Source organism: Moraxella sp. CTOTU47618, assembly GCF_032017425.1.
Classification (GTDB): Bacteria; Pseudomonadota; Gammaproteobacteria; order Pseudomonadales; family Moraxellaceae; genus Faucicola; species Faucicola tetraodonis.
Window position 1 is genome coordinate 1 of sequence record NZ_DALZPW010000012.1, and the last position, 26,823, is coordinate 26,823.

Annotated in this window: 23 protein-coding genes; 12 read left to right on the forward strand and 11 right to left on the reverse strand. The window is 43.9% G+C overall.

What is annotated here, in order from left to right:
- Positions 1 to 192 precede the first annotated feature (192 nt).
- Complete coding sequence (gene miaB / locus RTS09_RS09330) at positions 193 to 1,659, reverse strand: tRNA (N6-isopentenyl adenosine(37)-C2)-methylthiotransferase MiaB (RefSeq protein ID WP_312536396.1); 1,467 nt, start codon at positions 1,657 to 1,659, stop codon at positions 193 to 195.
- A 73-nt stretch (positions 1,660 to 1,732) separates the two neighbouring features.
- Positions 1,733 to 2,494 (reverse strand): class I SAM-dependent methyltransferase, encoded by a 762-nt coding sequence (locus RTS09_RS09335; protein ID WP_095355888.1) that lies wholly within the window; start codon positions 2,492 to 2,494, stop codon positions 1,733 to 1,735.
- A 257-nt stretch (positions 2,495 to 2,751) separates the two neighbouring features.
- Between RTS09_RS09335 and RTS09_RS09340 the strand changes: the two genes are divergently transcribed.
- The 4 genes from RTS09_RS09340 (at position 2,752) to RTS09_RS09355 (ending at position 7,606) form a co-directional block, all read left to right on the forward strand.
- Positions 2,752 to 4,737, forward strand: a complete 1,986-nt coding sequence (locus RTS09_RS09340; RefSeq protein WP_312536399.1) for a lytic transglycosylase domain-containing protein — start codon at positions 2,752 to 2,754, stop codon at positions 4,735 to 4,737.
- 305 nt (positions 4,738 to 5,042) lie between these two features.
- Entirely contained in the window at positions 5,043 to 5,819 is a 777-nt protein-coding gene (locus tag RTS09_RS09345) for a T2 family ribonuclease (protein WP_312536402.1), read from the forward strand.
- Between the two features lie 227 nt (positions 5,820 to 6,046).
- The gene (locus RTS09_RS09350) at positions 6,047 to 7,033 is read left to right on the forward strand and encodes a malate dehydrogenase (protein ID WP_007116966.1); all 987 of its coding nucleotides are present in this window, start codon (positions 6,047 to 6,049) and stop codon (positions 7,031 to 7,033) included.
- A 309-nt stretch (positions 7,034 to 7,342) separates the two neighbouring features.
- Positions 7,343 to 7,606, forward strand: coding sequence for a DUF2789 family protein (locus RTS09_RS09355; RefSeq protein WP_050324722.1), 264 nt, complete (start codon positions 7,343 to 7,345; stop codon positions 7,604 to 7,606).
- 107 nt (positions 7,607 to 7,713) lie between these two features.
- Here the strand turns inward: RTS09_RS09355 and htpX are convergent, their stop codons facing one another.
- From htpX to hflX, 3 genes are all read right to left on the reverse strand, one after another.
- Complete coding sequence (gene htpX, locus RTS09_RS09360; protein ID WP_312536405.1) at positions 7,714 to 8,604, reverse strand: protease HtpX; 891 nt, start codon at positions 8,602 to 8,604, stop codon at positions 7,714 to 7,716.
- 170 nt (positions 8,605 to 8,774) lie between these two features.
- Positions 8,775 to 9,539, reverse strand: coding sequence for a lytic transglycosylase domain-containing protein (locus tag RTS09_RS09365; RefSeq protein WP_282841338.1), 765 nt, complete (start codon positions 9,537 to 9,539; stop codon positions 8,775 to 8,777).
- Positions 9,540 to 10,294: 755 nt separating this feature from the next.
- Positions 10,295 to 11,665 carry a ribosome rescue GTPase HflX gene (hflX, locus tag RTS09_RS09370; RefSeq protein ID WP_312536408.1) on the reverse strand — a complete coding sequence of 457 codons (1,371 nt, stop codon included), beginning with the start codon at positions 11,663 to 11,665 and terminating at the stop codon, positions 10,295 to 10,297.
- A 413-nt stretch (positions 11,666 to 12,078) separates the two neighbouring features.
- On the opposite strand from hflX, the gene RTS09_RS09375 reads away from it, so the two are divergent.
- From RTS09_RS09375 to RTS09_RS09405, 7 genes are all read left to right on the forward strand, one after another.
- Positions 12,079 to 13,077: a GNAT family N-acetyltransferase gene (locus RTS09_RS09375; RefSeq protein ID WP_312536411.1), complete on the forward strand. Its 999-nt coding sequence runs from the start codon at positions 12,079 to 12,081 to the stop codon at positions 13,075 to 13,077.
- 202 nt (positions 13,078 to 13,279) lie between these two features.
- A complete protein-coding gene (locus RTS09_RS09380; RefSeq protein ID WP_312536413.1) occupies positions 13,280 to 14,158 on the forward strand; it encodes a lysophospholipid acyltransferase family protein in 879 nt (292 codons plus the stop codon).
- A 428-nt stretch (positions 14,159 to 14,586) separates the two neighbouring features.
- Complete coding sequence (locus tag RTS09_RS09385; RefSeq protein ID WP_007117205.1) at positions 14,587 to 14,949, forward strand: roadblock/LC7 domain-containing protein; 363 nt, start codon at positions 14,587 to 14,589, stop codon at positions 14,947 to 14,949.
- A gap of 96 nt (positions 14,950 to 15,045) precedes the next feature.
- Positions 15,046 to 15,540 (forward strand): PAS domain-containing protein, encoded by a 495-nt coding sequence (locus tag RTS09_RS09390; protein WP_076776317.1) that lies wholly within the window; start codon positions 15,046 to 15,048, stop codon positions 15,538 to 15,540.
- Positions 15,540 to 16,286, forward strand: coding sequence for a phosphate/phosphite/phosphonate ABC transporter substrate-binding protein (locus RTS09_RS09395; RefSeq protein WP_239743002.1), 747 nt, complete (start codon positions 15,540 to 15,542; stop codon positions 16,284 to 16,286). The genes RTS09_RS09390 and RTS09_RS09395 overlap by 1 nt, the downstream gene beginning before the upstream one ends.
- A 206-nt stretch (positions 16,287 to 16,492) precedes the next feature.
- Complete coding sequence (locus RTS09_RS09400) at positions 16,493 to 17,125, forward strand: hypothetical protein (protein ID WP_188874772.1); 633 nt, start codon at positions 16,493 to 16,495, stop codon at positions 17,123 to 17,125.
- 95 nt (positions 17,126 to 17,220) lie between these two features.
- Complete coding sequence (locus RTS09_RS09405; protein WP_239743000.1) at positions 17,221 to 17,898, forward strand: hypothetical protein; 678 nt, start codon at positions 17,221 to 17,223, stop codon at positions 17,896 to 17,898.
- Positions 17,899 to 18,003: 105 nt separating this feature from the next.
- Here the strand turns inward: RTS09_RS09405 and fkpB are convergent, their stop codons facing one another.
- From fkpB to ribF, 4 genes are all read right to left on the reverse strand, one after another.
- Entirely contained in the window at positions 18,004 to 18,498 is a 495-nt protein-coding gene (gene fkpB, locus RTS09_RS09410; protein ID WP_050324732.1) for an FKBP-type peptidyl-prolyl cis-trans isomerase, read from the reverse strand.
- A gap of 23 nt (positions 18,499 to 18,521) precedes the next feature.
- Entirely contained in the window at positions 18,522 to 19,070 is a 549-nt protein-coding gene (gene lspA, locus RTS09_RS09415) for a signal peptidase II (protein WP_312536421.1), read from the reverse strand.
- Positions 19,063 to 22,467, reverse strand: coding sequence for an isoleucine--tRNA ligase, N-acetyltransferase domain-containing (gene ileS, locus RTS09_RS09420; RefSeq protein ID WP_312536424.1), 3,405 nt, complete (start codon positions 22,465 to 22,467; stop codon positions 19,063 to 19,065). The genes lspA and ileS overlap by 8 nt, the downstream gene beginning before the upstream one ends.
- Positions 22,468 to 22,687: 220 nt before the next feature.
- Positions 22,688 to 23,701: a riboflavin biosynthesis protein RibF gene (ribF, locus tag RTS09_RS09425; RefSeq protein WP_312536427.1), complete on the reverse strand. Its 1,014-nt coding sequence runs from the start codon at positions 23,699 to 23,701 to the stop codon at positions 22,688 to 22,690.
- Between the two features lie 125 nt (positions 23,702 to 23,826).
- On the opposite strand from ribF, the gene RTS09_RS09430 reads away from it, so the two are divergent.
- Positions 23,827 to 24,351, forward strand: a complete 525-nt coding sequence (locus tag RTS09_RS09430) for a GNAT family N-acetyltransferase (RefSeq protein ID WP_312536429.1) — start codon at positions 23,827 to 23,829, stop codon at positions 24,349 to 24,351.
- A 70-nt stretch (positions 24,352 to 24,421) separates the two neighbouring features.
- On the opposite strand, the gene RTS09_RS09435 is transcribed toward RTS09_RS09430, so the two are convergent.
- The gene (locus RTS09_RS09435; RefSeq protein ID WP_312536432.1) at positions 24,422 to 25,573 is read right to left on the reverse strand and encodes a PilT/PilU family type 4a pilus ATPase; all 1,152 of its coding nucleotides are present in this window, start codon (positions 25,571 to 25,573) and stop codon (positions 24,422 to 24,424) included.
- A 49-nt stretch (positions 25,574 to 25,622) separates the two neighbouring features.
- Complete coding sequence (locus RTS09_RS09440; protein WP_219299044.1) at positions 25,623 to 26,672, reverse strand: type IV pilus twitching motility protein PilT; 1,050 nt, start codon at positions 26,670 to 26,672, stop codon at positions 25,623 to 25,625.
- Positions 26,673 to 26,823: the final 151 nt, after the last annotated feature.

Here is a 26,823-nt window from a genome sequence, read left to right on the forward strand (position 1 = left end):
ATTGCTCATATCACTCAATTGTTGAGAAATATGTGCTTGTGAATACAGCTTCTAAAAGTTATCCAATAGCCAAGTAAGCGTTGAAAGTTAGTGTTACCTTCGGCTAAACGTAAAATACGTTCGTTCTCATGCGAAATTTGACAATTGATTTTCTCATTGTCACAATCAAACCACATGTCAAATGCCATTATATTAACCTAACACTTCAACCAACTCACCTTCCACCAAATGCGGACTCATGGCTCGCGTGACTTTTACCATCACCAGTTTACCAATCAACGCGTCATCGCCTTTAAACAATACCGTTCGCGTATTATCCGCCGTTCCCATCAAAAATTCAGGATTGCGGTCGCCATGTTGCTCCACCAACACACGCACGGTTTGACCCACCATGCCTTGGGTTTTTGCCCAAGTCGAATCAATAATCACTTGCTGAAACGCCGCCAAACGGGCTTTTTTGGTTGCTATATCGATATTGTCGGGCAAGTCTGACGCAGGCGTACCTGGACGCTTGGAGTAAATAAAGCTATACGAATGGTCAAAATCCAAATCTTTGGCAAGATTGAGCGTATCTTGGAAATCTTGGTCGGTTTCATTGGGAAACCCGATAATAAAATCGCTTGATAAATACATATCAGGGCGCACCGCGCGCAGTTTGCGGATTTGCTCAATGTAGATATCAATGGTGTGGTTACGCTTCATGGCAGCTAGGATAGCGTTGGAGCCACTTTGCACGGGTAGGTGCAGGTGGGATACCAGTTTTGGTATTTTGGCATACGCTTCAATGATATCATCGCTAAATTCCAGTGGATGGCTGGTGGTATAGCGAATACGCTCAATGCCGTCAACGTGCGCCACATAATGCAATAACTCACTAAAACGGCAAATTGTGCCATCGTGTTTTTCACCGCGGTAGCCATTGACGTTTTGCCCCAATAGCGTTACTTCACGTACCCCTTGGCTAGCAAGGCTGTCAATCTCGGCAAGTACATCATCGAGTGGGCGCGAGATTTCTTCGCCTCGGGTGTAAGGCACCACGCAAAATGAGCAGTATTTTGAGCAGCCTTCCATGATGGATACAAACGCCTTAAACCCTTCCACTTTGGACTCGGGTAAAAAGTCAAATTTTTCAATGCTAGGGAAAGACACATCGACGACGCCGATACGGTTTTTGGGTTTGACATCCAGCTGTTTGGTGGATTGGTCATACAGTTCTGGCAGGCGATGCAGGGTTTGCGGTCCAAACACCATATCGACATGCGGGGCACGGCTTTGGATTTTATCGCCTTCTTGTGATGCCACGCAGCCGCCCACACCGATGACCAAATTCGGGTTTTTCTCTTTAAGCTTTTTCCAGCGCCCGAGTTCAGAAAATACTTTTTCTTGCGCTTTTTCACGAATCGAACAGGTATTCATGAGCAGTACATCGGCTTCTTCAGGATTGTCCGTCAGCACCATGCCATGGGAGTCGCCTAGCACATCTGCCATTTTTTCAGAGTCGTACACATTCATCTGACAGCCTTGGGTCTCGATAAACACGCGTTTGACACGAGTATCCGCTGGTGGCATGGTGGGTTCAACACTCACCGCTAGCGTTGGCGTTACCAAATTTTGAGTTTTGGGAATCTGTGCTTTTGGGTCAAAAGTAGCAACTGTCATGACTACACCTAAATGTTTCGCCTAAAATAAACCCTCAATTATAACAGATTTTTTTGCCAAGATGCGGTAGTGATTATTTTGACAGCACTAAATAAATGACATCGGTGTTAAAATTGCCAACCTCATCTATCTCAAAATATTGTCTAACGGGCGCGGCACAATTTTTTTGTAAGGCTCGAATCACTTGTATGCTGGTATCAGGGGTATGCATACGGGCGACCCAACTGTCAAAATTTAACGCCAGTTTTTGCATCTCGACAGTCGCCACGAAAAAGCCGGTGATTTCTGCAAAATACAACCACTCGGCAAGACTATAATCTTTGACATGACTGGGATCGCGGATGGTTTCAATGGTCTGTAAAAAATTATTGAGCACGGGGTTGCTATTGCCCAACACATCGACAATCACCACTTTGCCACCGTCAGCTAGGGCGCGATGCATCTCAAATAGCGCTTGTGGTACATTTTGCCAATGGTGCGCAGAATAGCGCGTGATAATGGCATCAAATTGCTGGTCGGCAAAGGGTAATTTTTCTGCTGTACCGATTTGTGTGGTGATATTGGTTAAGCCGCGTGCTTTGGCTTGGCTGGCGACAACTTCGGTCATCGTAGGGGTAATGTCATAAGCAATCACTGATGTGGCAACAGGAGCCACCTGATAACTGACGTGCCCACCGCCACAGCCCAAATCCAATATATGCGCAAGCTTGTGCGCCTCAATCAACTGCTTTATTTTGTCGAACTCAGCACCTTGTGCATGAACAGGGCTATTGAGATAGTTGTGGGATTTGTCTTGGTATTGTTGAATATTTAGGGCGTGCTGGGTATGGGTCATGGCTTATCGCATTTAGTTGGTTAATAATAGACTTATCATAAGCCAAATAATATATAATTTATAGTTAATTAAATTTAAAATTAAAAAACTATTTGTTATATAAAATAAGCTGCAACATTTTTATACAATTAGTTGAGATTTGGGTAAATTTTTTTTAGTCGACAATCGTTATAATCGCTTCAGCAAGGTTAACTAATTTTTACATTACTTTTGTCATTTTTTGCCTATTTATCTTATAAAAGGTATTACCAATTATTATGAAAAATCTCAAGCTTTCGATGATTTCATGCGGTGTGATTGCTGTTTTTGCAGAATCTGCTTGTGCAAGTAGCTATTCTGTAGGGACGCCTAGCACGGCGGATAGTTATTTTAACCAAGCCGAACGTGAAGCTAGCCTTGGCAACTTATCGCAAATGGGCAACTATCAGCAAATGATGGCGGGTGGCAGTCTAGCCATGTATCCAGAGTATTGGCAGCTCAATAAAGACTTAGACGCTCAGCCTGCATCAGCGATTGTAAGTTTTGCCAACCGTTATCCACAAACTGCGATGGCAGAAAAATTGGCGGCGGATTATGCGGAAACCAAAGCGCGGATGGGTGATTATGATGCAGTTAGACAAGTGGCGAGCTATGTAACCAATCCTGATGCCAGTGAAGCTTGTGCCATTGCGTTAGGCTTCAATCACGGTGGCGATAGCATGCGTGCTTATACCGAAAAAGGTAATGTTTGGCTCAGCACGGATAAAAAACTGCCGCAGCTTTGCCAACAGTTGGCGACAGAGCTCAATGGCAATCACATGGTTAGCAATGATGACCGTGAGCAGCGACTGTACCGTATGCTACGCACGGGCAACAATGGTGATATCGTGCAGCTTGCCAGCCGATTGGGCGTGCAGCTGAGCTACAATCAGCTCATGAGCATCAGTAGCAGTCCCAATGCGTTTTTTTCACAACTCGGAAGTATGCCAGCAACCGCCAGCAATCGGTATTTATATTTATATGGCTTAGGGCAACTTGCCAAAAAATCTGTCAGTGAAGCGGCGATGCAGCTTAACTATGATGTGGGGCGAAACCCGCAGTTTTTTGATGCCAAAACCCGTCAATATGCCTACCGTACCTTGGGCGTGGCAAGGATGGGCGTCAATACCGATCAAGGGTTTAGTAGTGATGCGGTTGATTGGATGCAAAAAAGTCTGGGCGTACCATTTAATAATGAAGAAGCCGAAAACTATGCCCAAGCAGCGATACGCTATAGCCGATGGTCAGATTTGGCACAAGCCATTGGCGCAATGGACTATAAAAATCAGCAGCAACCGGTATGGCAATATTGGCTTGCCAAAGCCTACAAATTGGGCGGCACCAGCCAGCAGCGTCAACAAGCCAATCAGCTATTTAGTCAATTGGCGCAAACCAATGACTATTATGGACTGCTTGCCAAAGACCAACTGGGGCAGCGTTTTGACCGATTACCGACCAATCCACCGGTGAGCAATAGTGATTACTCACGCCTCGCAAGCGATAGTTTCTTTAATCGCGCATTTACCCTCTATAAACTTGCCGCCAATCCCAGCTATACCAACCGTGAATGGAACTGGGCGGTAAAAAAAGCACGTGACCGTGGTGATGAGAGGATGATTCTGGCAGCCGCGCAAACCGCCTCGGACATGGGATGGTACGACCGTGCTATCTATGCGCTGGAGTCTACCAAAACGATTCCAAATTCGGCACTGGCATTCCCAATGCCTTATCAGTCTAGTGTCGTGCAATACAGCCGCCAAGCAGGAATCGATCCTGCGTGGGCGTATGGCATCATGCGTCAAGAAAGCCGTTTTAATATCGGCGCTCGCTCGGGTGTCGGGGCAGGGGGGTTGATGCAAATCATGCCAGACACCGCGCGCTATATCGCACGTAAATTGGGCGAACCGTATGAACCATCTCGCGTCGCAGGGGGCGATACCAATATTCGCTACGGTACGTATTATATGGGCGATATCTTAAATAAATTGGGGGGTCAGCCTGTACTAGCCACCGCGGGCTACAATGCAGGGCCAGGTAAGGCCAAAACTTGGCAACCTGAGAATGGTAGCCTAGCGGCTGATCAGTATGTTGAGACCATTCCTTATGCAGAAACGCGCAATTATGTCAAAGCCGTGATGGAAAATACCACCCATTATGATGTGCTCCTTGGCGGCAGCAACCAACCGATTACTCAGCGTATGGGTATTATTGCTGCTAAGTATTAATTCAATCTGTATTACATAAACCTGCTAAATCTTCGCAAAAATAACAGCTAATTAATTGATAATGGTCAATAAATTACTGTTGTTTTTTAGTATATACAGGGTTTACAAAATCTGACCCAGTTAGTATGATTTCAAAGAATTGGCATGACTCATAAACATTAGTTTCGTTTGGCAAAAAATTTAGTTATTTCAAGCAGAAAATTGATAAGTCAACCACCATTTTTATCACTTCTATTTTAAAAGCTCACTGTAAACGTTAAAGCAACCTGCTTGTTTTTAATCATCGACTATTTGGTTTAATTGCTATGCTGTCATCTTGTCTAAAAACATTGCTCGATTTTACCAACTGGCACAAGGTCTCACACACCGCCACATTGGCGTCGTTAAAGTTTAGGGCAAAGATTCAAGATGATGAGGCAGCGGCAAATTTAGCCAGTTTAATTATCAACTCAAGTGATCAAAAAAGCGCAAAGTTTAGTGGCTATTTGTCAGTTGGCTGCTTGGCGGTGATGGGTGCTTTAGCAACCCCAGCTGCCCACGCCGACAGTGTTTTGGGAGTGGAATTATCCCCTGCTGTCTGCAAGCTTAACCCATACATGGGTAATCTTCGCCAATGTATCGAAGGCAACCCGATGACGGTGAATTTTTATCGGGTGGCGAACCAGTCTTGTAGTAATAGCCGCTATAGCATGTCGCCACTGCAAGAAAAGATCACCTCAAAAGTCATTCCAGACGGTAATATTCGCAAAAATATCTGGCAGCAGTATGGCCGCTGTAGTGGCCTAAGTACCCCTAATTATTTTCGTACCATTAACTCGCTTGCCAGTCAATTAAAACTCCCAAAAGAACTCAGTAGCGGTCGCAGTTATCGATTCACGTCCAGTGGCTTGAGCCACCAATTATTATCTTTAAACCCTGGCATGAAACCAAACTCGTTTAATTTTTTCTGTCAAAAAAATAGTGCAGGTCAATCTGTATTGACCTATATTAACGTGTGCTATGACAATAACGGACGGTTTGCCCAATGTGCCACCCGCTCTTACGCCTGTCCTAGTCAATTTTTGATTGATGGTAATTATTGAGGGATGGCGGTATCAATTTTTGCCTAGTTTTAAGCGTTTTTTATTTTGTTCTTTGCCTCACTTCAACCCATAATTGTCAAGCTCACCCGACAATTGACCCCATAAATTTATGGTCTTTGATGGTGACAAGTGATAAACTAGGCAAGCTTTTTTAGACAACTTTTTCTGCTTTTTTCACTGCCTTGCTTTTGCAAAGGATCTTGTACTTATCATAATAGGAGCTTTCAATGAAACAGCCTGTTCGTGTTGCGGTGACTGGTGCTGCTGGTCAAATCAGTTATTCATTATTATTTCGTATCGCATCGGGTGATATGTTAGGTAAAGACCAACCTGTCATTTTACAATTATTAGAAATCACGCCAGCCTTAGAAGCCTTAAAAGGTGTGGTAATGGAACTTGAAGATTGTGCATTCCCATTGCTAGCGGGCGTCGTACAAACTGACGACGCTAATGTTGCGTTCAAAGATGCGGACTATGCACTACTTGTGGGTGCCCGTCCTCGTGGTCCTGGCATGGAGCGTAAAGATTTGCTCGAAGCTAACGCCGCCATCTTCTCTGCACAAGGTAAAGCGTTAAATGACAACGCTAGCCGTAATGTCAAAGTATTGGTTGTGGGCAATCCAGCTAACACCAATGCCTTAATCGCACAGCGCAATGCCCCAGACCTAGACCCACGTAACTTTACAGCGATGACACGTCTTGACCACAACCGTGGTATGGCGCAACTGGCTGAAGAAACTGAAACCACCGTGAATGACATCAAAAAAATGATCATTTGGGGTAACCACTCTTCAACCCAGTACCCAGATTTGACTTTCACTACGGTAAAAGGTCAACCTGCCCTAGAGCAAGTACAACGTGACTGGTACGAAGGTACTTATATCCCTAACGTACAACAGCGTGGTGCTGCCATCATTAAAGCACGTGGTGCCTCATCAGCGGCATCTGCTGCAAATGCTGCGATTGCGCACATTCGTTCATGGGCACTAGGCACTGACGAGAATGATTGGGTATCTATGGGTGTTTACTCAAATGGTGAATACGGTATCCAAAAAGGTCTTATCTATTCATTCCCATGTACTTGCCAAAATGGCGATTGGAAAATTGTTGAAGGGCTAGATGTTTCATCGGCTTTCTCACAAGAAAAAATGAAAGCCACCGAAACTGAATTGGCTGAAGAGCGTGATGCAGTAAGCCACTTACTTCCTAACTAATTAGGTTACAATCTTTTAACTTGATAAAAAAACCAGTCTCATTAGGCTGGTTTTTTTACATGAAATAACCACACTATACAATCAAATCACATTTTTTTTACCCAATTTTGGCTACACTGAAGTGACTATTTAGATAGTATTAGACTAATATATTATTAGAATGGTCTGACGATATAAATAACCTGTGGCACTTTTTGATAATTTTTGAATAAAATAAGTGCTACAAAATAATGACATTAAAATAAATATTGATACTTTTAAACGTTGATACTAAACGTTGATACTTTTAACAGTACTAGGAGAACCACAATGATGACAGATGGCGAAAGAAACATTAATATGTTATTTGAACAAATGGGTATGGATGGCGATGATGCTGCGGTTGAACAATTTATTCAAGAAAATCAATTGGCGCAATCAGTCCAGCTGAGCGATGCACCTTTTTGGAGCGACAACCAACGTAAATTTTTAAAAGACGAATACCGTGCAGATGCAGGTTGGATTGAAATCATCGATGAGCTCAACACCCGTCTACACAAAGATGCCATGGATGCACAAAAACTGGCTAAATAAGTCATTTTAATACTGTCAAAGGTATTTTCTAAATGTATTACAAACTAACTAAAAAACCCAATCACTGATTGGGTTTTTTACCTTGTTAAAACAAGTGGTCAAAATAATTAGGGAGCCAATTTTTGTAAATGGGCAATACGGTCATCAAGGGAGGGATGGCTGGCAAATAACTGGGCAAAACTAAATCCCCCTTTACCTTCATTAATGGCAAAGGCTTTCATGCCTTGTGGCATATAGTCGGGATGCTGGCTGGCAGGTTTTAACGCTTCTAAGGCAGCAATCATGTTGTATTTACCCGCCAAACGCGCGCCTGCTTCATCCGCACGGTATTCACGATAACGAGAGAACCACATAACCACTGCTTGTGCAGCAATACCAAACACAATATCTAACACCATACTGGTAATGTAATAGCCCATGCCAGGTGAATTGCTGTCATTTTTAAATACCGCCTGATCTACAAATAAACCCACAATGCGCGCAAAGAACATCACAAAGCTGTTAACCACTCCTTGCACAAGCGCTAAGGTCACCATATCACCATTGGCAACGTGACCAATTTCATGGGCAAGTACCGCTTCGACTTCTTCTTGGTTCATCGATTGTAGTAGCCCGGTCGATACCGCAACCAAAGCCTTGTTTTTATTCCAACCTGTGGCAAAGGCATTGGGCGATGGATTATCAAAGATACCCACTTCTGGCATATCAATATTGACGTTTTGCGCTAAACGGCGAACCGTTTCGACCAGCCAAACTTCCAACTGGGTAGCAGGCTGTTCAATAACTTGCGTACCTGTAGAGCGTTTTGCCAACCATTTTGACATCAACAGCGATACAAAAGACCCTATCATACCGTAGATGAAACACATCACCAGCAGGCTAGTCGTGCCTGTGCCGCCCAAATTGAACCCTAGCATTGGCGCGATGACGTTCATGACGATACCAAACACCACCATCACCGCTAGGTTAGTTAAAAGAAATAAGCCAATTCGTAACATGACGGTTTCCTAAAGACAATCAAACGATTAAATATACTTATCAACAATAAGTTGACTATGATATTTAATATAATAGCGTTTAATGCAACAAATTAAAGGGAAAAGTGGCATAAATTTGTAACATAAAAAAAGCCAGTATTAAACTGGCTTTGCGGTGATAGACACGCTTGCTAGCGGACGATAGTATAAGAGTTAGCGGAATTGTAGCTAACATTTTGAAAGCCATTGCTGCTAGTACTAGAGCGCAGATTGGGGTCATTGCGATATAAGTTGTTGTAGCGGCTTAATACACGTTGTACGTAGTCACGGGTTTCACGAAATGGGGGAATACCGCCGTATTTACTGACATTGCCTTCACCGGCATTATAGCTCGCTATCACATGCTGAACATTACCAAAACGGTTTTGTAAAAATTTCAAATACTTTGCCGCGCCTTCGATGTTCTCGGCAGGGTTCCAAGCGTTATACACACCAAACCGCCTAGCCGTCGCAGGCATTAATTGCATTAACCCCTGTGCCCCAACAGGTGAGCGCGCATTGGGATTAAAACCTGATTCAGTATGCATCATGGCTTTCATCAATGCAGGGTCGACACCATGACGCAGCGCAGAAGCCACAATCATACTATCGTAGCTATTTTTGTTGCCACGTGCACTGGCAGCTACTGCAGCTTCATTGGCGCCCCAATTGCTATAACTATGCACATTGGTATCCGCGTAATAAGTCACTTTGACTTTTTTAGTAAAGTTTTGGAAATTATTTCCTGCAGGGCGGTTGTTGCTGACTACATTGGTCAACAGTACCTGACCGTTGCTATCTTTAAACACATACATATTGCCAGCGTTCGCTGCATCCATACTTGCCAAACCACCCAATGACAATAGGGAAGCCGATAGCAAATAGGCTAGGCGAGGTTTTTTTGCAAACAATACCATAAATATACCTATGTAAAATTTTTGACAATACGTCACAGTAAAGCACATGACTATAAAATTTGAGGTTAGCGTAATGGTTTAAACTGACATAAAAAGATAAAATTCGTTATGTTTCAATGACATTTGATAACAATATTATAAAAGAATTGGCATGAAATATACCATAAATCTGTCAAAAACTGGTTAAAGTTTACAAAAAATCAGATAAGGGGAAATAAGGGAATAAATTGCTAAAAAACTTGTATAACTTTTGGCTTGGATACGAAGGATTAGAAAAACAAGGGCTCAAAATTTTTAGTCATAAAAACTATCAAATTTTCAAGCCTTAAATCTTAAAAAAAAAAGTAAAATTTTTTGCTTGCACTTTGCAAAAAACTATAACTCTATGATTTATATAACTAAAATAATTGGTTAAAAAATAACCAATTTAGAGATAACCTATAGTGATATGCGGTTTATTGTTGTCAAGTCAGAAGTTATCCACATGGTTATCCACATAAATTGGGGAAAATAACCTAAATATTTGATATTTATTAAAAATAAACTCAAATAACCTTAAAAATAACTGAAAAAAATCTGATAGCATAATGGGCGACATGACAAAAGAATGACAAATTGACGAATATATTTTTAAGATTTAACCAACTTATGGTCAATAAGCGCAGTTTATCGGACTTTACAGTCATTTATTCATTCAAAAAAACCTGCACCGACTCAAGATTGATGCAGGTCTAATGGTGCCAATGGCTATAAAATTATGTCTCGTCGGCAGTATCCAATGGTTGCTGCTGTAATAGTTGTTCAAATGGCTCAAGCACTGGCGCAAGCAGTTTGGCTTGTGCTTGCGACAACACTTCCTCAGGTGCGATACCAAATTCACCCAACAACTGCTTAAGCTTGTCCACCGACATCGTGGCAGTCAGTTTAGTTTGACCTGTTTCATCGTAGCTGAGGTCTTCAATCACTTCTAACTTATGTAGTTCGTGTTGCAATTGTCCAAAATTAGCGGGTAAGGTTAATTCAAACCGCTGTAATTGGCCCACCAATAGTTGCTGCACGGCAAGGGTGAGTTGCTCGATACCTAACCCCTCATAGGCAGAGATATACACCCGATTGGGCTTGGCTTTATCACTATAACCGATGTGCGGCGGCTCACCTGTGAGATCAATTTTATTAAACACATTTAGCACAGGCACTTGATTATCAATTTCCGCTAACACAGATTGTACCGCGGCGATTTGCTCATGCATGTCTTCACGGTGACTATCAATGACATGCAGCAACAAATCTGCCTCTAAGGTTTCTTCTAGCGTGGCATGGAAGGCTTCCACTAGCTCATGGGGCAAATGGCGGACAAAACCGACCGTGTCGACAAGTACCACCTTACCCACGCCCGACCATGACACACTCCGTAGCGTCGGGTCAAGCGTCGCAAATAGCTGATTGGCGGCATAGATGTTTTCATTGGTCAGGGTATTAAATAAGGTGGATTTACCCGCATTGGTATAACCGACCAGTGAAATTGTCGGCACCGATGATTTTTGGCGTTTGGCACGACCTTGTGCGCGGGTTTGTTTGACCTTATCAAGCTTGGCTTTGAGCTGCCCGACACGCACCTGTAACAAGCGTCTATCGGTTTCAAGCTGGGTTTCGCCTGGACCGCGTAGACCAATACCACCTTTTTGGCGCTCCAAGTGCGTCCAGCCGCGTACCAAGCGAGTCGCTAAGTGATTAAGCTGGGCAAGCTCAACTTGCAGTTTACCTTCGTAGGTTCGCGCCCGCTGGGCAAAAATATCCAAGATAAGCCCCGTTCTATCAAGCACACGGCACTGCACCAAGCGCTCAATATTACGTTCCTGCGATGGGGTCAAACTATGGTTAAAAATGACAATATCTGCCTCATATTGTTTGACAAGTTCCCCGATTTCTTCAGCTTTACCCGTACCCACAAAGTATTTAGCGTCAGGCTTAGACCGCGTACCTGTGACCAAGGCTTGTTTTTGCGCCCCTGCCGAATCCACCAGCAATTCAAATTCTTCCAAATCGTCTGGGTCATTGAGATGGGTAATGTTTAAATGGACTAAGATGGCTTTTTCACCACCTTCATAACGCTCAAAATACTCCAATGATTTATCCTTTCGTTGTGAGTGTAAAAATGTGTCTATATCTAAATGTATTATCTAAGTCTATTAAGTTAAACATTTGCTTAAATAGTCGATAGCCGCGTTAGAAAAGCGCTAGCCACGATAGATGGGTTATATATATAAATATAAGGTTTTTTTGCAGAACTTTTAGTCAAATTTACAATTAGTAACTTAAAACGGGGGTAAAGGCGCAGGTTTGGTCATGGTTTTGCCATGAAAACGTCATTGAAACGACACTGGTGTCACGCATACTGAATTCATCCAGACTGACTGACCACCCACAATCGGATGATGGCGGCTTTGTAGCTTTGAGAATGCATCAATGACAAGCAAAGGCATTTTTCGCTCAGCAGCTGGCTAATGCCATAGCAAAAACCACCATAGGTAACAGTAAGATGACTGATTTTGTAGAACAAACTAATTTTGTAGAACAAAATAACGGCGCCAAATTATACGAAGATATCGCCACTTATCCTGTTGATAGTCTTTTTAATACCCAGTTTGTTGCGCAGTTGCTGGCACATAATTTTGCTGATATGGCTGTGGTAGAGACCCTAGCGCCGCTGGTGAAGCCAACGCTTAGCCGCCCAAGTGCGCGTCATCGCCCGTTATTTAAGTCAGTGATTATTAACGTGAGTGAGGATAAGTTTTCGCTACAAACCGAGCAGCATTTACTCAATGCCCAGCGCCTACGCACTTTGACCTTTACCCAAGCGTTTTCTGTAAGTTTTGGGGGGTTTCATCCAAGCTCGGAGCAGCCGCTAGATCGGGATGATTTTGATAATTATTGCACCCATGTGGTGGTGTATGACGAAACCAAACAAGATAGCTTTGGGCAGCCACTCGCGGTGGCAACCACCCGCTTACTCGATAAAAATGGCGCGATAAAAGCTGGGCAATTTTATAGCGAGCATGAGTTTAGACTGGGTCGCTTGCTCGATGATTACCCCTATAATGTGCTAGAAATCGGTCGCACCTGTGTGCACCCGGATTATCGCGGTATTACCACGATTAATCATTTGTGGGAATCCATCGCGGCAGTCGCCAAAGCTTACAATGTCAATGCGTTTATGGGCTGTGCCTCAGTTCCGATGGAAGAGGGCAATGTGCAAAACTGGTTAGATTATCAGCTTGATAGTACCAAGCTAGATGTCAAAGTGACCCGTAAATTGCCAGAGCACAAACTATCCGCTATCGATTTGGCGCAAGTGGCTGATGTGGACTTGGCAAATCCGCAAAATTTCGCTTTGCCAGCGCTATTGAAAATGTATGTCAAAATGGGCTGTAGTCTTGGCGCAACGGCTTGTTATGATCCTGAGTTTGATTGTGCCGATGTGTTTGTTTGGTTGCCGTTTGAACAGGTCAAACCGCGTTATCAGCACTATTTGCACTAACTTGTTTATTGATAGAGGCAAAGATGCTAATCTTGACCAATATAAACCGGGTTTGGTTACTGTTATTGAGTGATTGATACTTAATAATTGTTACTTAGGGATTGCTATTGGGTTATTGCTAAAACTCAAACAGACCTAGTAAGCTGTGTGCCCAATAATTTGCTATACTACATCCACAATTTTTCACTCACATACTTACCTTATGCAAAAATCTGACTCTAACCTCGCCCCATCTGTGCTGACGATTAACAACCTACTAAGCGAAACGGCAAAACAACTGCGACAACCTGCTACCTACAGTAAAAAGAATTTGGCGACCCAGTGGCAACGCAGCAAGCGCGTTGTGAGCTTAATGGCTGCGATTCAAACAGGTATCGGCTATGCTTGGCAAATTAGCCGCACACCAAATCCCGATAATCAGCAAATCATCCAATTGATTCAAAAATTCTGTAAAAAATCGCTCAAATCGTTAGGCATTGAGGTGACTGCACTTGAGCCAATACCGACACATCACGCGCTATGGGCGAGCAACCATATCTCTTGGCTCGATATCCCTGTGGTGGGTAGTATTGTACCGACTTTCTTTTTGTCCAAAGCAGAAATTGCGCATTGGCCAGTGATTGGATGGATGGCGTCTACCGCCAATACCTTATTTATCAAGCGCGGTTCGGGCGATACCAGTAAAATCAGTGAGCAAATGAGTGAGTTTTTATCGCAAGGCTCACCCGTGGTTTTCTTCCCAGAAGCGACGACCACAGACGGCACAGCGATTAAACGTATATATGGTAACTTATTGCAGTCTGCGATGGACAGCCAAGTGCTCATTCAACCGATTGTGATTTGCTATGTCAACCAAGATGGCGAGCTTGACCAAAACATTCCGTATTATGGCGATATTGGCTTGATAGATAGCGTCAAACGTGTCCTTGATAATCGTCCTACCAAAGCGTATGTGTTGCCGTTAGCAGCCATTGACCCTGCGGGTAAAACCCGAAATGAAATTACCGCTATCTTGCAGCAGCGCATGGTGGATGGATTGGCGCGTTTGCACCAACAAGTGCTTCACACTAAACAGCCTTAATAGTTACGGTTTTCTTTTAGTTAATTATTAAAGCCAAGCGCTTATTGTCTTGGCTTTTTTTTATTATGTGAATATCACAGACGCTCACTAAAATTTTTTCAGTCTCTTTGTATTGTAATAAAATGTAAAAATTTTATTAAATTATGTTATCATACTACCCAGCAAAACGTTATGTGACACTCAGTTGCGATTATAGATTGGATACGGGGGTTGAACCGTTAACCTCCATAAACCACCGATGAGCGCCGCTTAATCAGCCCCTCACTTAACAACATTTCCCTTCTATTTTTGCCCTATTATTTTTGCACGATGCCAGCCATAATTAAGAATGATTTTAATACGGATTGCATGGGTGCAAGTTTATTTTTATTTTGCCCACTAAATTTGCCCACTAACCCCTAATTTTGTTTACTAAAAAGGTTCTTGATATGCGTACCGATATGTTTCAACAAATCTTAAACGACCTAAACAGCTCTTCAGCGGATGTAGAAGCCTCGGCGTTGATTTCGACCGATGGTTTGATGATTGCGTCAGCATTGCCAGCGGGCATTGATGAAGACCGTGTCGGTGCGATGTCAGCGGCGCTACTATCACTCGGTGACCGTGCAGGTCGAGAACTAGCGCGTGGCAGTATCGAGCGCGTCATGGTACAAGGCGAAAAAGGCTATGTGATTATGTCGGCATCGGGTACAGAAGCGGTATTGACCATTTTGACCAAACCAAATGCCAAATTGGGTCTGGTGTTCTTGGATATGAAGCGTGCGGCTGAAGCCTTATCAAAACTTATCTAAAACTTACAAATAGTTTAACTTTGTCAGCCTTTCACTAATATTCGCAACCGTGACTCAATCAAAAATTTATCCATCAAAAATTTATAAGGAGAGGTAATGAAATCTGTACAATTACCCGATATGGACCAACCTGCTAGCGATGCTACAGCGCATCGTCTGACTTACTCAGATGGCTCAAGTCGTATCGTTTATACCACCGAAAACGAGCTACCTTATCCCGATGGCAAACTTATCGTGTCACGCGTGGATTTAGATGGCATTATCACCCACGCCAATGACGCCTTTGTAGATATCAGTGGCTATAGCCGTGATGAATTAATTGGTGCGCCGCATCATATTTTGCGACATCCACAAATGCCAAAAGCCGCCTTCAAAGACCTGTGGCAAACAGTCGAGGCGGGCAAAAAATGGCATGGCTATGTCAAAAACTTGTGCAAAGATGGTAGCTACTACTGGGTGTATGCGACAGCTGTGCCCAATATCCGCCATGGCGAAACGGTTGGCTATACCTCGGTACGACGCAAACCATCACGCAGCAAAATCGCGCAAGCTGAAGCACTGTATCGCAAAATGCTAGAGGAGCAAGCCTAATGACAATTAATTTACTCATTGCGCCTGACTTCGCACCTGAGCGTTTTGCAGGGTGGCATATGCTCAATACACTGCTACAAAAAAAATCCGGCATTCACATTCACTTACTGACACCCGCGTCTGCGCATGAACAAAACGACTTAATCCAAGCGCAAAACGTGGATATTATCTATGCCAATCCCTTTGACGCAGCGACCATGATTCGGGAGCAGGGTTATCGCGCCGTGGCTCGTCCGCTGGGCAAATCTGATGAAATGGTGATTGCTGCAAAAGCCGGCAGTGGCATTGCAGCACTTGAGGATTTAAAAGCAGGCTGCACCATTGTCATGGCAGACAACCGTGATGTCAAATTGATTGGGCTTCGTTTGCTAGAAGCCGTGGATTTGTTAGAAGCTGACATTACTTGGAAAGTTACCGAAACTTACCAAGCCGCTGCGCGTAATTTGATTAAAGGCGAAGCCGATGCGGCATTCTTTTTATCAGATGTCTATCATAGCTTGTCACGCTTGACCTTATCGCAAATGCAGGTATTGGTTGAAAGTGATTTGAGCGATATCAGCCATGTGTTGCTGGTTAAAGAGAGTTTTGCCGACAGTGAGCCATTTATCGATGCCTTATTAAGCTTAAAAGACACCGCAGAGGGCGAACAAGTATTACAAGAACTGGGGATGAGCGACGGTTTTGAGCCGATGACCCAAGAAGACGGCGAGTTTATGATTGATTTGATGGATACCTTATTGGATTAATCGGTCAAGCTTGTCATCTTGCCCAATAGCGCAATTCATGTTTAGATGGAGTTGCGCTTTTTTTATGCTGAAGCGTTTTGATTGCAATCGGGTTTAATAGTATAGTAGGGGATAAATGCGTGGATTTTTCACAGCGTCAGTCACTAATACCTCACCCTTGTCACATAACTTTTTATATAATTAGGCTAATTTTTTGAGGAATCAGCATGTATTCATTGTCGAATCGTAATCGTAGAAAATTTCAAAAACATTGGCTTAATTTTCGTCTCTATAGTCGCCAAGTGATTGACCAACCGATGAATATGGATATCCATACCAGCCGCATCATGGCAGCGATGGAGCTTGATGAAAAAGAGCCGTTGCAAGGTGCGTTAGCCGATATGTTTTATGGTTGTTGGTTTGACGTGCCCTATTTTGGTGACCGTATCCTCAACCAAGTCAGAGAAAAACTAACGCCAACACTGCTACAAGGGTTTGATCAATGCATCAATCATGGTGAGTATGTGTTTAAAGTAAGCCATCTTGCCACACGCTGGAGCGTATTGGTATCGCCTTCAATGAACACTTATCAACACCAACTACGTGTGTCCACTGATGACTCAAAAGTAGTGGCACAAATGACGATTGCTTCGCTATTAGATATCATGGAAGAAGAAGACGATCCAGAAGACCAAGCTGAGCAAATTGCCGAAATCGAAGAAGAATTCTTTAACCATTGCCTTGTTTGTCATGACCGATTGGCATTTAGTATGGTTTGGTGGGAAATGTCAAAAAACAAATGGGATTTTAATGACAAATGGCTTGAAACCAAAGAATATTTTGCCAAGCAAGCCGCTTAATTATAGCCGAATGAATTAGCTTTTGAATTTACCAAGCCTATCACAGTGATTGACAACATGACCTTTGCCGTCTATCAAAATTTAAGGAAAACACCATGCCAGAACAAAACGACACCTATGTGATTTTAACGCCTGCCGGGGTATTGCATAGTTTTTCAAGCGCCAATCCCTCAGAGCAGCAACTAGCCTTACAAGCGGTGCTCGCACCTGAAGAAAGTATGACGGCACGGGAATGGGGTGAGCGTTATAGTGACACTTGGCTAGATATGTTTATCGAAGAAGGTTGGATTGAGACCCTTGAAAAACGGGTGATCGCTCCGCACGTGCAGCTGGATAATTTCTTAAAATATGTAGCAGCAAGTCTGTCAGGTAGTCGCCGAGTCGTAATTGCATCCGATGAAGGTTTTTGTCTAGCAAAAATGGGCTTTACTCAGCAAGAAGCAGAGACGCTGTCGGTAGCCGCTGCCGATTTTTATGGCTTTTTAGAACGCCAACAGCAGCGCGGTTGGGCGGTACATGGCTATGGGGTGTCATTTTTTACCAGTATTGATATGTTGATGCCCAATACCAGTATTGTGTTTTTATGGATCAACAAAACGGGCTATTTCTTGATTATTGAAGATGAGCCGCTCATCAATAACCGCGCTTTTGTGGAATTGGTGTGGGGTATTAAAGCGACGGGCGAACGTTTTGAGCAGCGTGCAAGACTGGCAGAACAATCAGACGCAAAAGAAGGTGATGCGGCAGACGATGATACCCAAACGGTTAATTGATAGACAATAAAAAACCGCTGAGAGTTAATCAGCGATTTTTATTGTCAGTGATTGTTTATTGAAAGCTTCCATTCAGCTTAAGGTCAGTTTAATGCCAGCTAAATATCAGCTTAGTGTGATACCTTTGCTGTCTTTTGGTGTCACTCTAAAAATCTGCACTTTAAACAGTATATTTTGACCTGCCAATGGATGGTTAAAATCCACTTTGATGGCATCTTCATTGACGTCACTGACCACACCCACGAGCGTGGTTTTGCCTTTATCTTCAAATTCCATCATGGTACCGACTTCAGGCAAATTGCCCGTCACGGCAAACTGCGCATGACTAAAAGTCTGTACGTTGTCAGGGTTCCATTGACCAAACGCTTCGTCAGGCGACAGCGATGCGGTGCGCGTGTCACCCGCTGTCAAGTTGATGAGTACCTTCTCAAACCCTTCAAGCAGACTGCCATCACCCACCACCAAGCGAACAGGTTCGCCACGCTCAAAGGTTGAGTCGATGACGGTGCCATTTTCTAAGCTGACCTCAAAATGCAAATCAACAGTTGAGTCTTGAGTGATGCGGGTTTGTTCATTTGGCGTAATAATGTCATGATTCATGCGGTTGTTCATCCATCTAAAAATTAAAGGGTTTTACGTTTGGATTCTAATAAAAACGCATCGATTAAAATCAACACAACGCCAATATTAATCGCCACATCAGCTATATTAAAAATCGGGAAATGCCACGCATTGCCATAGTGCACATGCAAGAAGTCAATCACATAGCCCAAACGTACCCGATCAATCAAATTGCCCAAAGCGCCCGCCATCACCAATGACAAGCCCAAAGCCAATAATTTGGCTTGTTGGGGTATTTTGCGTAGATACGCCATGATGCCAAGGGAAACAGCCAGTGCCAGTCCGCTAAATAGCCATTTTTGCCAGCCGCCTTTATCTGCCAAAAAACTAAACGCCGCGCCATAGTTGTGAGCAAGGGTAAAGTTAAAAATCGGCTCAATAATCGGCGTGGTTTGATATAGCTGGTAGTTGTGCTCAAAGTACAACTTGGTCAGTTGATCAATAATCATTGCCAAAACCGCAATAGCATACCACATCATAGCTTTACTGCCGTTGATGGGTAGGGTAGTGGATGAATGAGTGGCAGTAGTCGTTGCCTGTGTATTAGGCATAATGACGCACCTCGCCTTGACCTTCGACATTCTCTACGCAGCGACCACAGATTTCTGGATGGGCAGGATTGATGCCGATATCCTCACGAATGTGCCAACAGCGGATACATTTTTCGCCCGTGGCAGGCTTGACCACCACCGCAACTTGGCTGTCTTCATCGGTATAGGTCACATCGCTTGATTGGTTGGCGCTTGGTTGGTTGGTTAATGCCGCTACATTGGCTTGGCTTGAAATCAACACAAATTTGAGTTCATCGCCTAATCGATTGAGTGATGCCATGGTAGTATCTGGTGCATATACAGTGACATTAGCCGATAAATTGGCATTAATCACTTTATCAGTGCGCGCAATTTCATAGGCTTTGTTAACAGTTTCTTTGACATTCAAAATCGCTTGCCAATCCGATTCGCTCACGTCATCCAATACCACTTCTGGGAATTCATACCATTCCTCGGTAAAGATGTAGCCATTGCCATTGCTTGTATGGGGACCTTTTAAGATTTCCCAGGCTTCTTGTGCGGTGAATGACAAAATCGGTGCAATCCAGCGCAGTAACGCATGGGCAATATGATAAATCGCAGTTTGTGCTGAGCGGCGCGCTTCACCATTGGCTTTGGTGGTGTATTGACGGTCTTTGATGATGTCTAAATAAAAACCGCCCAAATCTTGTGAACAAAAACCCACCACCGCTTGACACACTTGGTGAAAATCCATGTTGGTATAAGATTGGCGAATGTCAGCTTGTACCGCTTCAGCGCGTTTTAAAATGTACTTGTCAAGGCTGACCAAATTGCTAGCATCCACCATGTCGGTGGCTGGGTCAAAGTCGTCTGTATTCGCCAGTAAAAAACGAATGGTGTTACGAATACGGCGATACATATCCGTGGTGCGCGCAAAGCCTTCAGTCGATACTGCCATCTCGTAACGGTAGTCACTTGAGCCGACCCATAGACGCACGATATCAATACCATATTTATTAGCAAGTTCTTGCGGCTCAAAGCCTTTGGTATTGCCTTTGGATTTTGATAATTTATAGCCTTTGGCATCTACGGTAAATCCGTGCGTCAACACTTGCTTATACGGTGGACGACCATAAATCGCTTCACTCACCAAAAGTGACGACTGAAACCAACCCCGATGTTGGTCAGAGCCTTCAAGATATAAATCCGCAGGATTGGCTAAGTCAGGACGATTGGCAAGCACGGCAAAATTGGTCGACCCTGAGTCAAACCACACATCTAGCGTATCGGTCGATTTTTGATATTCTCTAGCATCATCCCCAATAAAGTCTTCAGCCGCGGCATCAAACCACGCTTCCACACCACCTTGCTCAATCACTTGCGCGACTTTTTCCATCAGCTCAGCCGTATTTGGGTGCAAATTGCCCGTGTCTTTATGGATAAAAAAGGCAATCGGCACGCCCCAAGTACGTTGGCGGCTGATACACCAATCTGGGCGACCATGCATCATCGATTCGATACGATTTTGTCCCCAACTGGGTGTCCATACCACTTTTGGAATATCGGTCAACGCCTGTTCACGCAGACCTTGGCTTTCCATGTTGATAAACCATTGTGGCGTTGAACGGAAAATAATCGGCGTTTTGTGTCGCCAGCAATGCGGATAGCTGTGAGTAATCACGTCATGCTTGAGCAAATGCCCACTGGCTTTGAGCGTTTCGATAATTTTTGGTTGCGCTTTATAAATATGCTCGCCGACAAAAACTTTGGCTTCAGGCAAATACACGCCATTACCTGCGACTGGGTTTTCGGTGGGCAAGTGAAATTTTTGCCCGACCATATAGTCATCGACGCCGTGCGCGGGCGCAGTGTGTACCAAACCCGTACCGCTATCTGCCGTCACGTGGTCGCCTGTGATAATCGGCACTTGGCGCTCGGCAATCAGTGGATGCTGTGCTTTAAGTACAGTTAACGCATCGCCTTTCACGGTCGCCAACACACTGTATTCTTTGGCGTTAAACACACTCATTAAATGCGGAACTAAATTGTAAGCGACAATTAAATGGCTGATTTTCGACTGTTGTTTTTCGCCTGCCATTTGATAAAACAAGCGCTCACCCAAACCGTTGTCAGCGGTTTTTTGATAAGTTGCGCCAATTTTTTCTAACGCTTTGGCAGAACGCTGATTATCGGGGGCAACATGAAACCAAATCGTTTCTCGCTGCGATTGGGCATGACTTAGCATAACCGATTTAATTTCGGCATTTGCCCCTGACCCCCAATACTCACGGATCAAAAAGGTATAGCCAATTGCAATCGAATTTTCTTCAACATTATCATCATAAAAACGCGTTGTGCCGATAATGTCATTGGTTTTTTTATCGACAATCGCAAAGGCTTTTTGCTCAAGGGCTTTTTTGAAATACGGCTCAAATACGGTAGGTTCGTGGCGTTTTTCCGGCAACATTTCCCAAATCAAAGGGTCAGATGCACTTGCCTGTAAAGCGGTTTTATCGTCTTTGGTTAAACGGCGAAGTAAATAATTGGGCGTATCAAGGGTAGTAGGAATAGCAAAGGCTTGTTTATTAAACGTGACTTTTACCACTGAGTACTCTAGCTCAGAGCTTGCGGTAATCGCCTGATTGGCAGGCAACGTCCAAGGCGTGGTGGTCCAAATCACCGCCTGCAAAGCGCCATCAACCGCTTTAGTCGCCGCTAATGCCTCACGGTTGACGACATCAAAACCGACATAAATCGCATCGGATTTTTTATCTTCATATTCCACTTCCGCTTCTGCGAGTGCCGAACCACAATCCAAGCACCAATTCACCGGCTTCATACCGCGAGTGATATGACCGTTTTTGTAGATTTCTGCCAATGCACGGACAGTATCAGCTTCTTGCTTGAAGTTCATGGTCAGATAAGGATTTTCCCAGTCACCCAGTACGCCCAAGCGTTTAAAGTCAACCATTTGCAGGTCAATTTGGCTTTTGGCATAGTCACGGCAAGCGCCGCGAAACTCGGTTGACGTCACGATGGCACCGTTTTTGCTTTTATCTTTATGGGGTTGCCCCACTTTACCGACAATGCCTTCTACCTTTTGCTCAATCGGCAATCCATGACAATCCCAACCCGGTACATACGGCGCGTCATAACCGTCAAGCGTCTTGTATTTGACAATCATGTCTTTAAGCACTTTATTCACCACGTGACCCAAGTGAATCTGACCGTTGGCATAGGGTGGGCCATCATGCAATACATACTTTTCACGACCTTGACGAGCGCGACGAATTTGGGCATACACATCGTCGGCAAACCATTGTTCTAGCCATTTAGGTTCGCGTTTGGCAAGGTCGCCACGCATGGGAAATACGGTATCGGCAAGGTTTAGGGTATCTTTATAGTCGATTGACTGATTGTCAGTGTTGTCGGTCATGTAACTCTCGGTATTCTATAAAAAGTGCAAAAGGTAAAAAATTGATAACAGGGTATTATATGTTAAAATTGGCGGATTGACAAAGCGTGGTTTGGCTTATCTCATACTTGATTTTGGTAAGTTTGTCATAAAAAAATCTCACTTACCCAAATAGCTATAAATGCTAAAAATAGTTGAAAACGCTAAAGATAGTTGCTGAAGGATAGCAATGCTCATCAGCCTAAGGGACTGATTTTGCAAAGGCTTGCTGCTCACGCCAGTCAAGTAAATCCACCACGTCTTGGGCAATGCCTTGTTTTAACGCGTCAAGGCTTGGATAATTAATTTCTCCATGTAAAAAATGCAAAAACGTCACTGTGAGTTCTCTGCCGTACAAATCCCCATCAAACTTTGGAAAATTGACTTCCAGTCGCCATTCTACCCCATACTTATTTTTTAGCGCAGGACGAGTACCCACATTGCAAGCGCCAAATAAACTGCCTTTAGTAAGTCCTTGCACGCCTGTTTGACTGTTTTTCCCCAGTGTTGATAAATCTGTGCCATCGGTAGCGGTAACCGATACCGCAAAAATCCCATGCAGGGCAGGCTTGATGCGGTTTAGGGCAATATTGGCGGTGGGAAAATCAAGTGTGCGACCGATTTTATCGCCATGTTCCACCATGCCAGTAATCGCATAATCTCGCCCTAGCAGATGCTTTGCCGTTGCCAAGTCCCCTTGTTGCAAACAGTCTCGAATGCGGGTTGAGCTGACACGCTCATCTTGATGCGCATGGTCGGTCACGGTATGCAAAATTTCTACAGGCAAGCCAAACGCACGCAAAAACTCACTATCGCCAGTGCGGTCATGCCCAAAGCGAAAATCATCGCCCAATACCAAATGCTTTACGTTTAATTTGACCAACATTTTGGCAAAATCGTGTGCCGATAAATTCCGAAAGTCATTATCAAAATTTGCCACAATCAAGCTATCGATACGATGTTCAGCAATCAATTGGGTTTTTTCTGCCAAATTGGTGAGTCTTGCAGGGGCGGTTTGGGGGCTAAAAAACTCACGCGGCTGTGGTTCAAATATCATCACCATACTGGCAAGTTGCTGAGATTTTGCCAAAGATTTGGCTTTATCCAGCATCGCTTGGTGACCCAAATGTACCCCATCAAAATTACCAATCGTCAGTACCGAATCAGGTAATAGGGTTGGACTTTTTAGCCAGTCAGATAAATCAATCACGTTCATAGGCATCGCAAACTATCAATTTTATGAAATCGCTTATTATAAAGTAAAAATGTTGCTAACATACGCGCTAATAAGATTTTTCGGCAAATTTTAGCCGCATTTTTTGGTTTAATTTTGGAGTCGCTATGTCTGCAGCGCATCACAACCTTTGTATTCGCCTAGCTGCGATTGATGATTTACCGCGCATCGTTGAAATTTATAACCAAAGTATCGCAGGTAAGCAAGCCACGGCAGATTTACAGCCTGTGAGCGTGGCAGATAGGCAAGCGTGGTTTGACGCTCATACGGGCAACCGTCCGTTGGTGGTTGCCCAAACTAGCTCCGAAAATAGCTTAGGTGAAATCATCGGTTGGGGCAGTTTATCTGATTTATATGCGCGTCCTGCCTATCATATCAGTACTGAAATCAGTATCTATGTGGCACAGGAAGCCAAAGGGCAAGGTGTGGGCAAGGCGTTGGTCAATTATTTAATCGAAGTTGCGCCAAGTTGTGGCGTGCAGCAAGTGGTTGCGCTAATTTTTGCCCATAATACACCGAGCCTTGTGATGTTTGAGAAGCTAGGATTTGAGCCATGGGGCAAGTTTAAGCAAGTTTGCGATATGAACGGATTTATTGCTGATGTGGTGATTTTGGGAAAAAGTGTAGATTAGATAAAAAAGGCTCAATATGAGCCTTTTTTGTGTTACATAGTTACTATGATTATTGGACAATAGCCTGTTGTTAGAACATTGTGTTCTCATTTGCGGGGCTATTATCATCAGATTGCAGGGAGAAATTTAGTTCATTTTCATCAATTTTATTGGCTGATTTACTTTCCAGCTTAATAAGTAGGCGTAAATCGTTGGGTGAATCAGCGTGTTGGATGGCATCGCGGTAAGTGATGTCGCCATTTTCATACAAATCAAACAACGCTTGGTCAAAGGTTTGCATCCCAATTTCACGGGAACGTTTCATGACAGGCTTAATTTCGTGGATTTCCCCTTTACGGATGTAATCACCAATCAGTTGCGAATTGAGCAAAATTTCAATCGCAGCGCGGCGACCTTTGCCATCAGGGGTAGCAATCAATTGCTGCGCCACAATGGCTCGAAGGTTTAAGGACAAATCCATCAAAATCTGCTCGTGATGGTTTGCTTCAAAGAAGTGAATAATACGCTCAAGCGCTTGGTTGGCATTGGTGGCGTGTAGGGTGGCAAACACCAAGTGTCCTGTTTCAGCATATTGAATGGCATAATCCATGGTTTCGCGGGTACGAATCTCGCCAATCAAAATCACATCAGGTGCTTGACGTAGGGCGTTTTTTAATCCTGCTTCAAATGACTTGGTATCAATGCCTACTTCGCGTTGGGTGATGATACAGCCTTTATGTTCATGCAGGTATTCAATCGGGTCTTCGATGGTGATAATATGGCCGCGCGAATTTTCGTTGCGATACCCCATCATAGCTGCCAGTGTGGTAGATTTACCTGTACCTGTCGCACCGACTAGTAGCACGATGCCGCGTTTTTTCATGGCAATTTCATTCAAAATCGGTGGTAGATTGAGTTGCTCTACCGTTGGGATTTTGGTTTCAATTTTACGTAGCACCATGCCCGCACAGTCTTTTTGGACAAAGGCAGAAACACGAAAGCGTGCGGTTTGGTGTTTGTCACTAATGGCAAACTGGCATTCTAGGGTGTCGTCAAACTCTTTGCTTTGAGCAGGCGTCATCACGCTTTTGACCAGCGTCATTGATTGCTCTGGGGTCAGCGCTGACTTGGTGACTGGCGCGATAGTACCATTGACTTTCATTGATATGGGCGCATCGGCGGTGATAAAAAGGTCGGAGCCGTTTTTTTGTATCATTAGCTGCAGTAATTTATCAAGATCCATAACGCGTCTCTCGCATTGTTTTTATAAGATTGTTTCTATCAAACAGTTATCACATAAAATTTTCAGGTTGTTTGGCATATTGGCGCGCCGATTCTTTGCTAATCACGCCTTTATTGACCAACTCGCGAAGGCTTTGATCGAGTGTGGTCATACCATCGCCTGCACTGGTTTGGATAGCAGAGTACATTTGGGCGACTTTGTTTTCACGAATCAAGTTACGAATCGCAGGCGTACCAATCATAATTTCATGCGCGGCGACACGACCTCCCGTTTGGCGTTTGAGTAGCGACTGCGAGATAACCGCTTGCAGCGACTCAGATAACATCGCACGAATCATGTCTTTTTCGGCGGCGGGGAACACGTCGACCACACGGTCAATGGTTTTGGCAGCAGATGAGGTATGCAATGTCCCAAATACCAAGTGCCCTGTTTCAGCAGCCGTCAATGCCAAGCGGATGGTCTCAAGGTCACGCATCTCACCGACAAGAATAACATCAGGGTCTTCACGTAGGGCAGAGCGCAGTGCAGCATCAAAGCTTAAGGTATCACGGTGGACTTCCCGTTGGTTGATGAGGGATTTTTTTGATTGATGCACAAATTCAATCGGGTCTTCGATGGTTAAGATATGTTCTTTACGGGTTTCATTGATATAGTTAATCATCGCCGCAAGGGTTGTTGACTTACCCGAACCCGTTGGACCTGTGACCAGTACCACGCCGCGTTTGTAGTTAGAGATTTTCTCAAAAATCGGTCCCATACCAAGCTGCTCCATCGTTAATACCTCAGATGGAATGGTACGAAATACCGCACCTGCGCCCCGGTTTTGGTTAAAGGCATTGACACGAAAGCGCGCCACATTGGGAATTTCAAACGAAAAATCGGTTTCAAAAAACTCTTCATAATCGGCACGTTGTTTGTCGTTCATGATGTCATAAATCAAACTATGCACTTTTTGGTGATCAAGCGGTGGCATGTTGATTTTGGTGATTTCACCATCTACCCGAATCATCGGCGGTAAGCCTGCTGAAATATGTAAGTCAGAGGCTTTATTTTTGAATGCAAAACGCAACAAATCGTCAATCGATAATTCCTTTGCCATGATGTCGAATCCTACAGGTGGGTAATGAAAATACAAAAGCAGCAATAGAAAAAAGCCGCGGGAAAAAGAGATAGTTATACTATAATCATCCGTCCACAAAAAAAACAGAAAAAACTGACTAGGCATCATAGTTTTTTGTTGATTTTAGCTT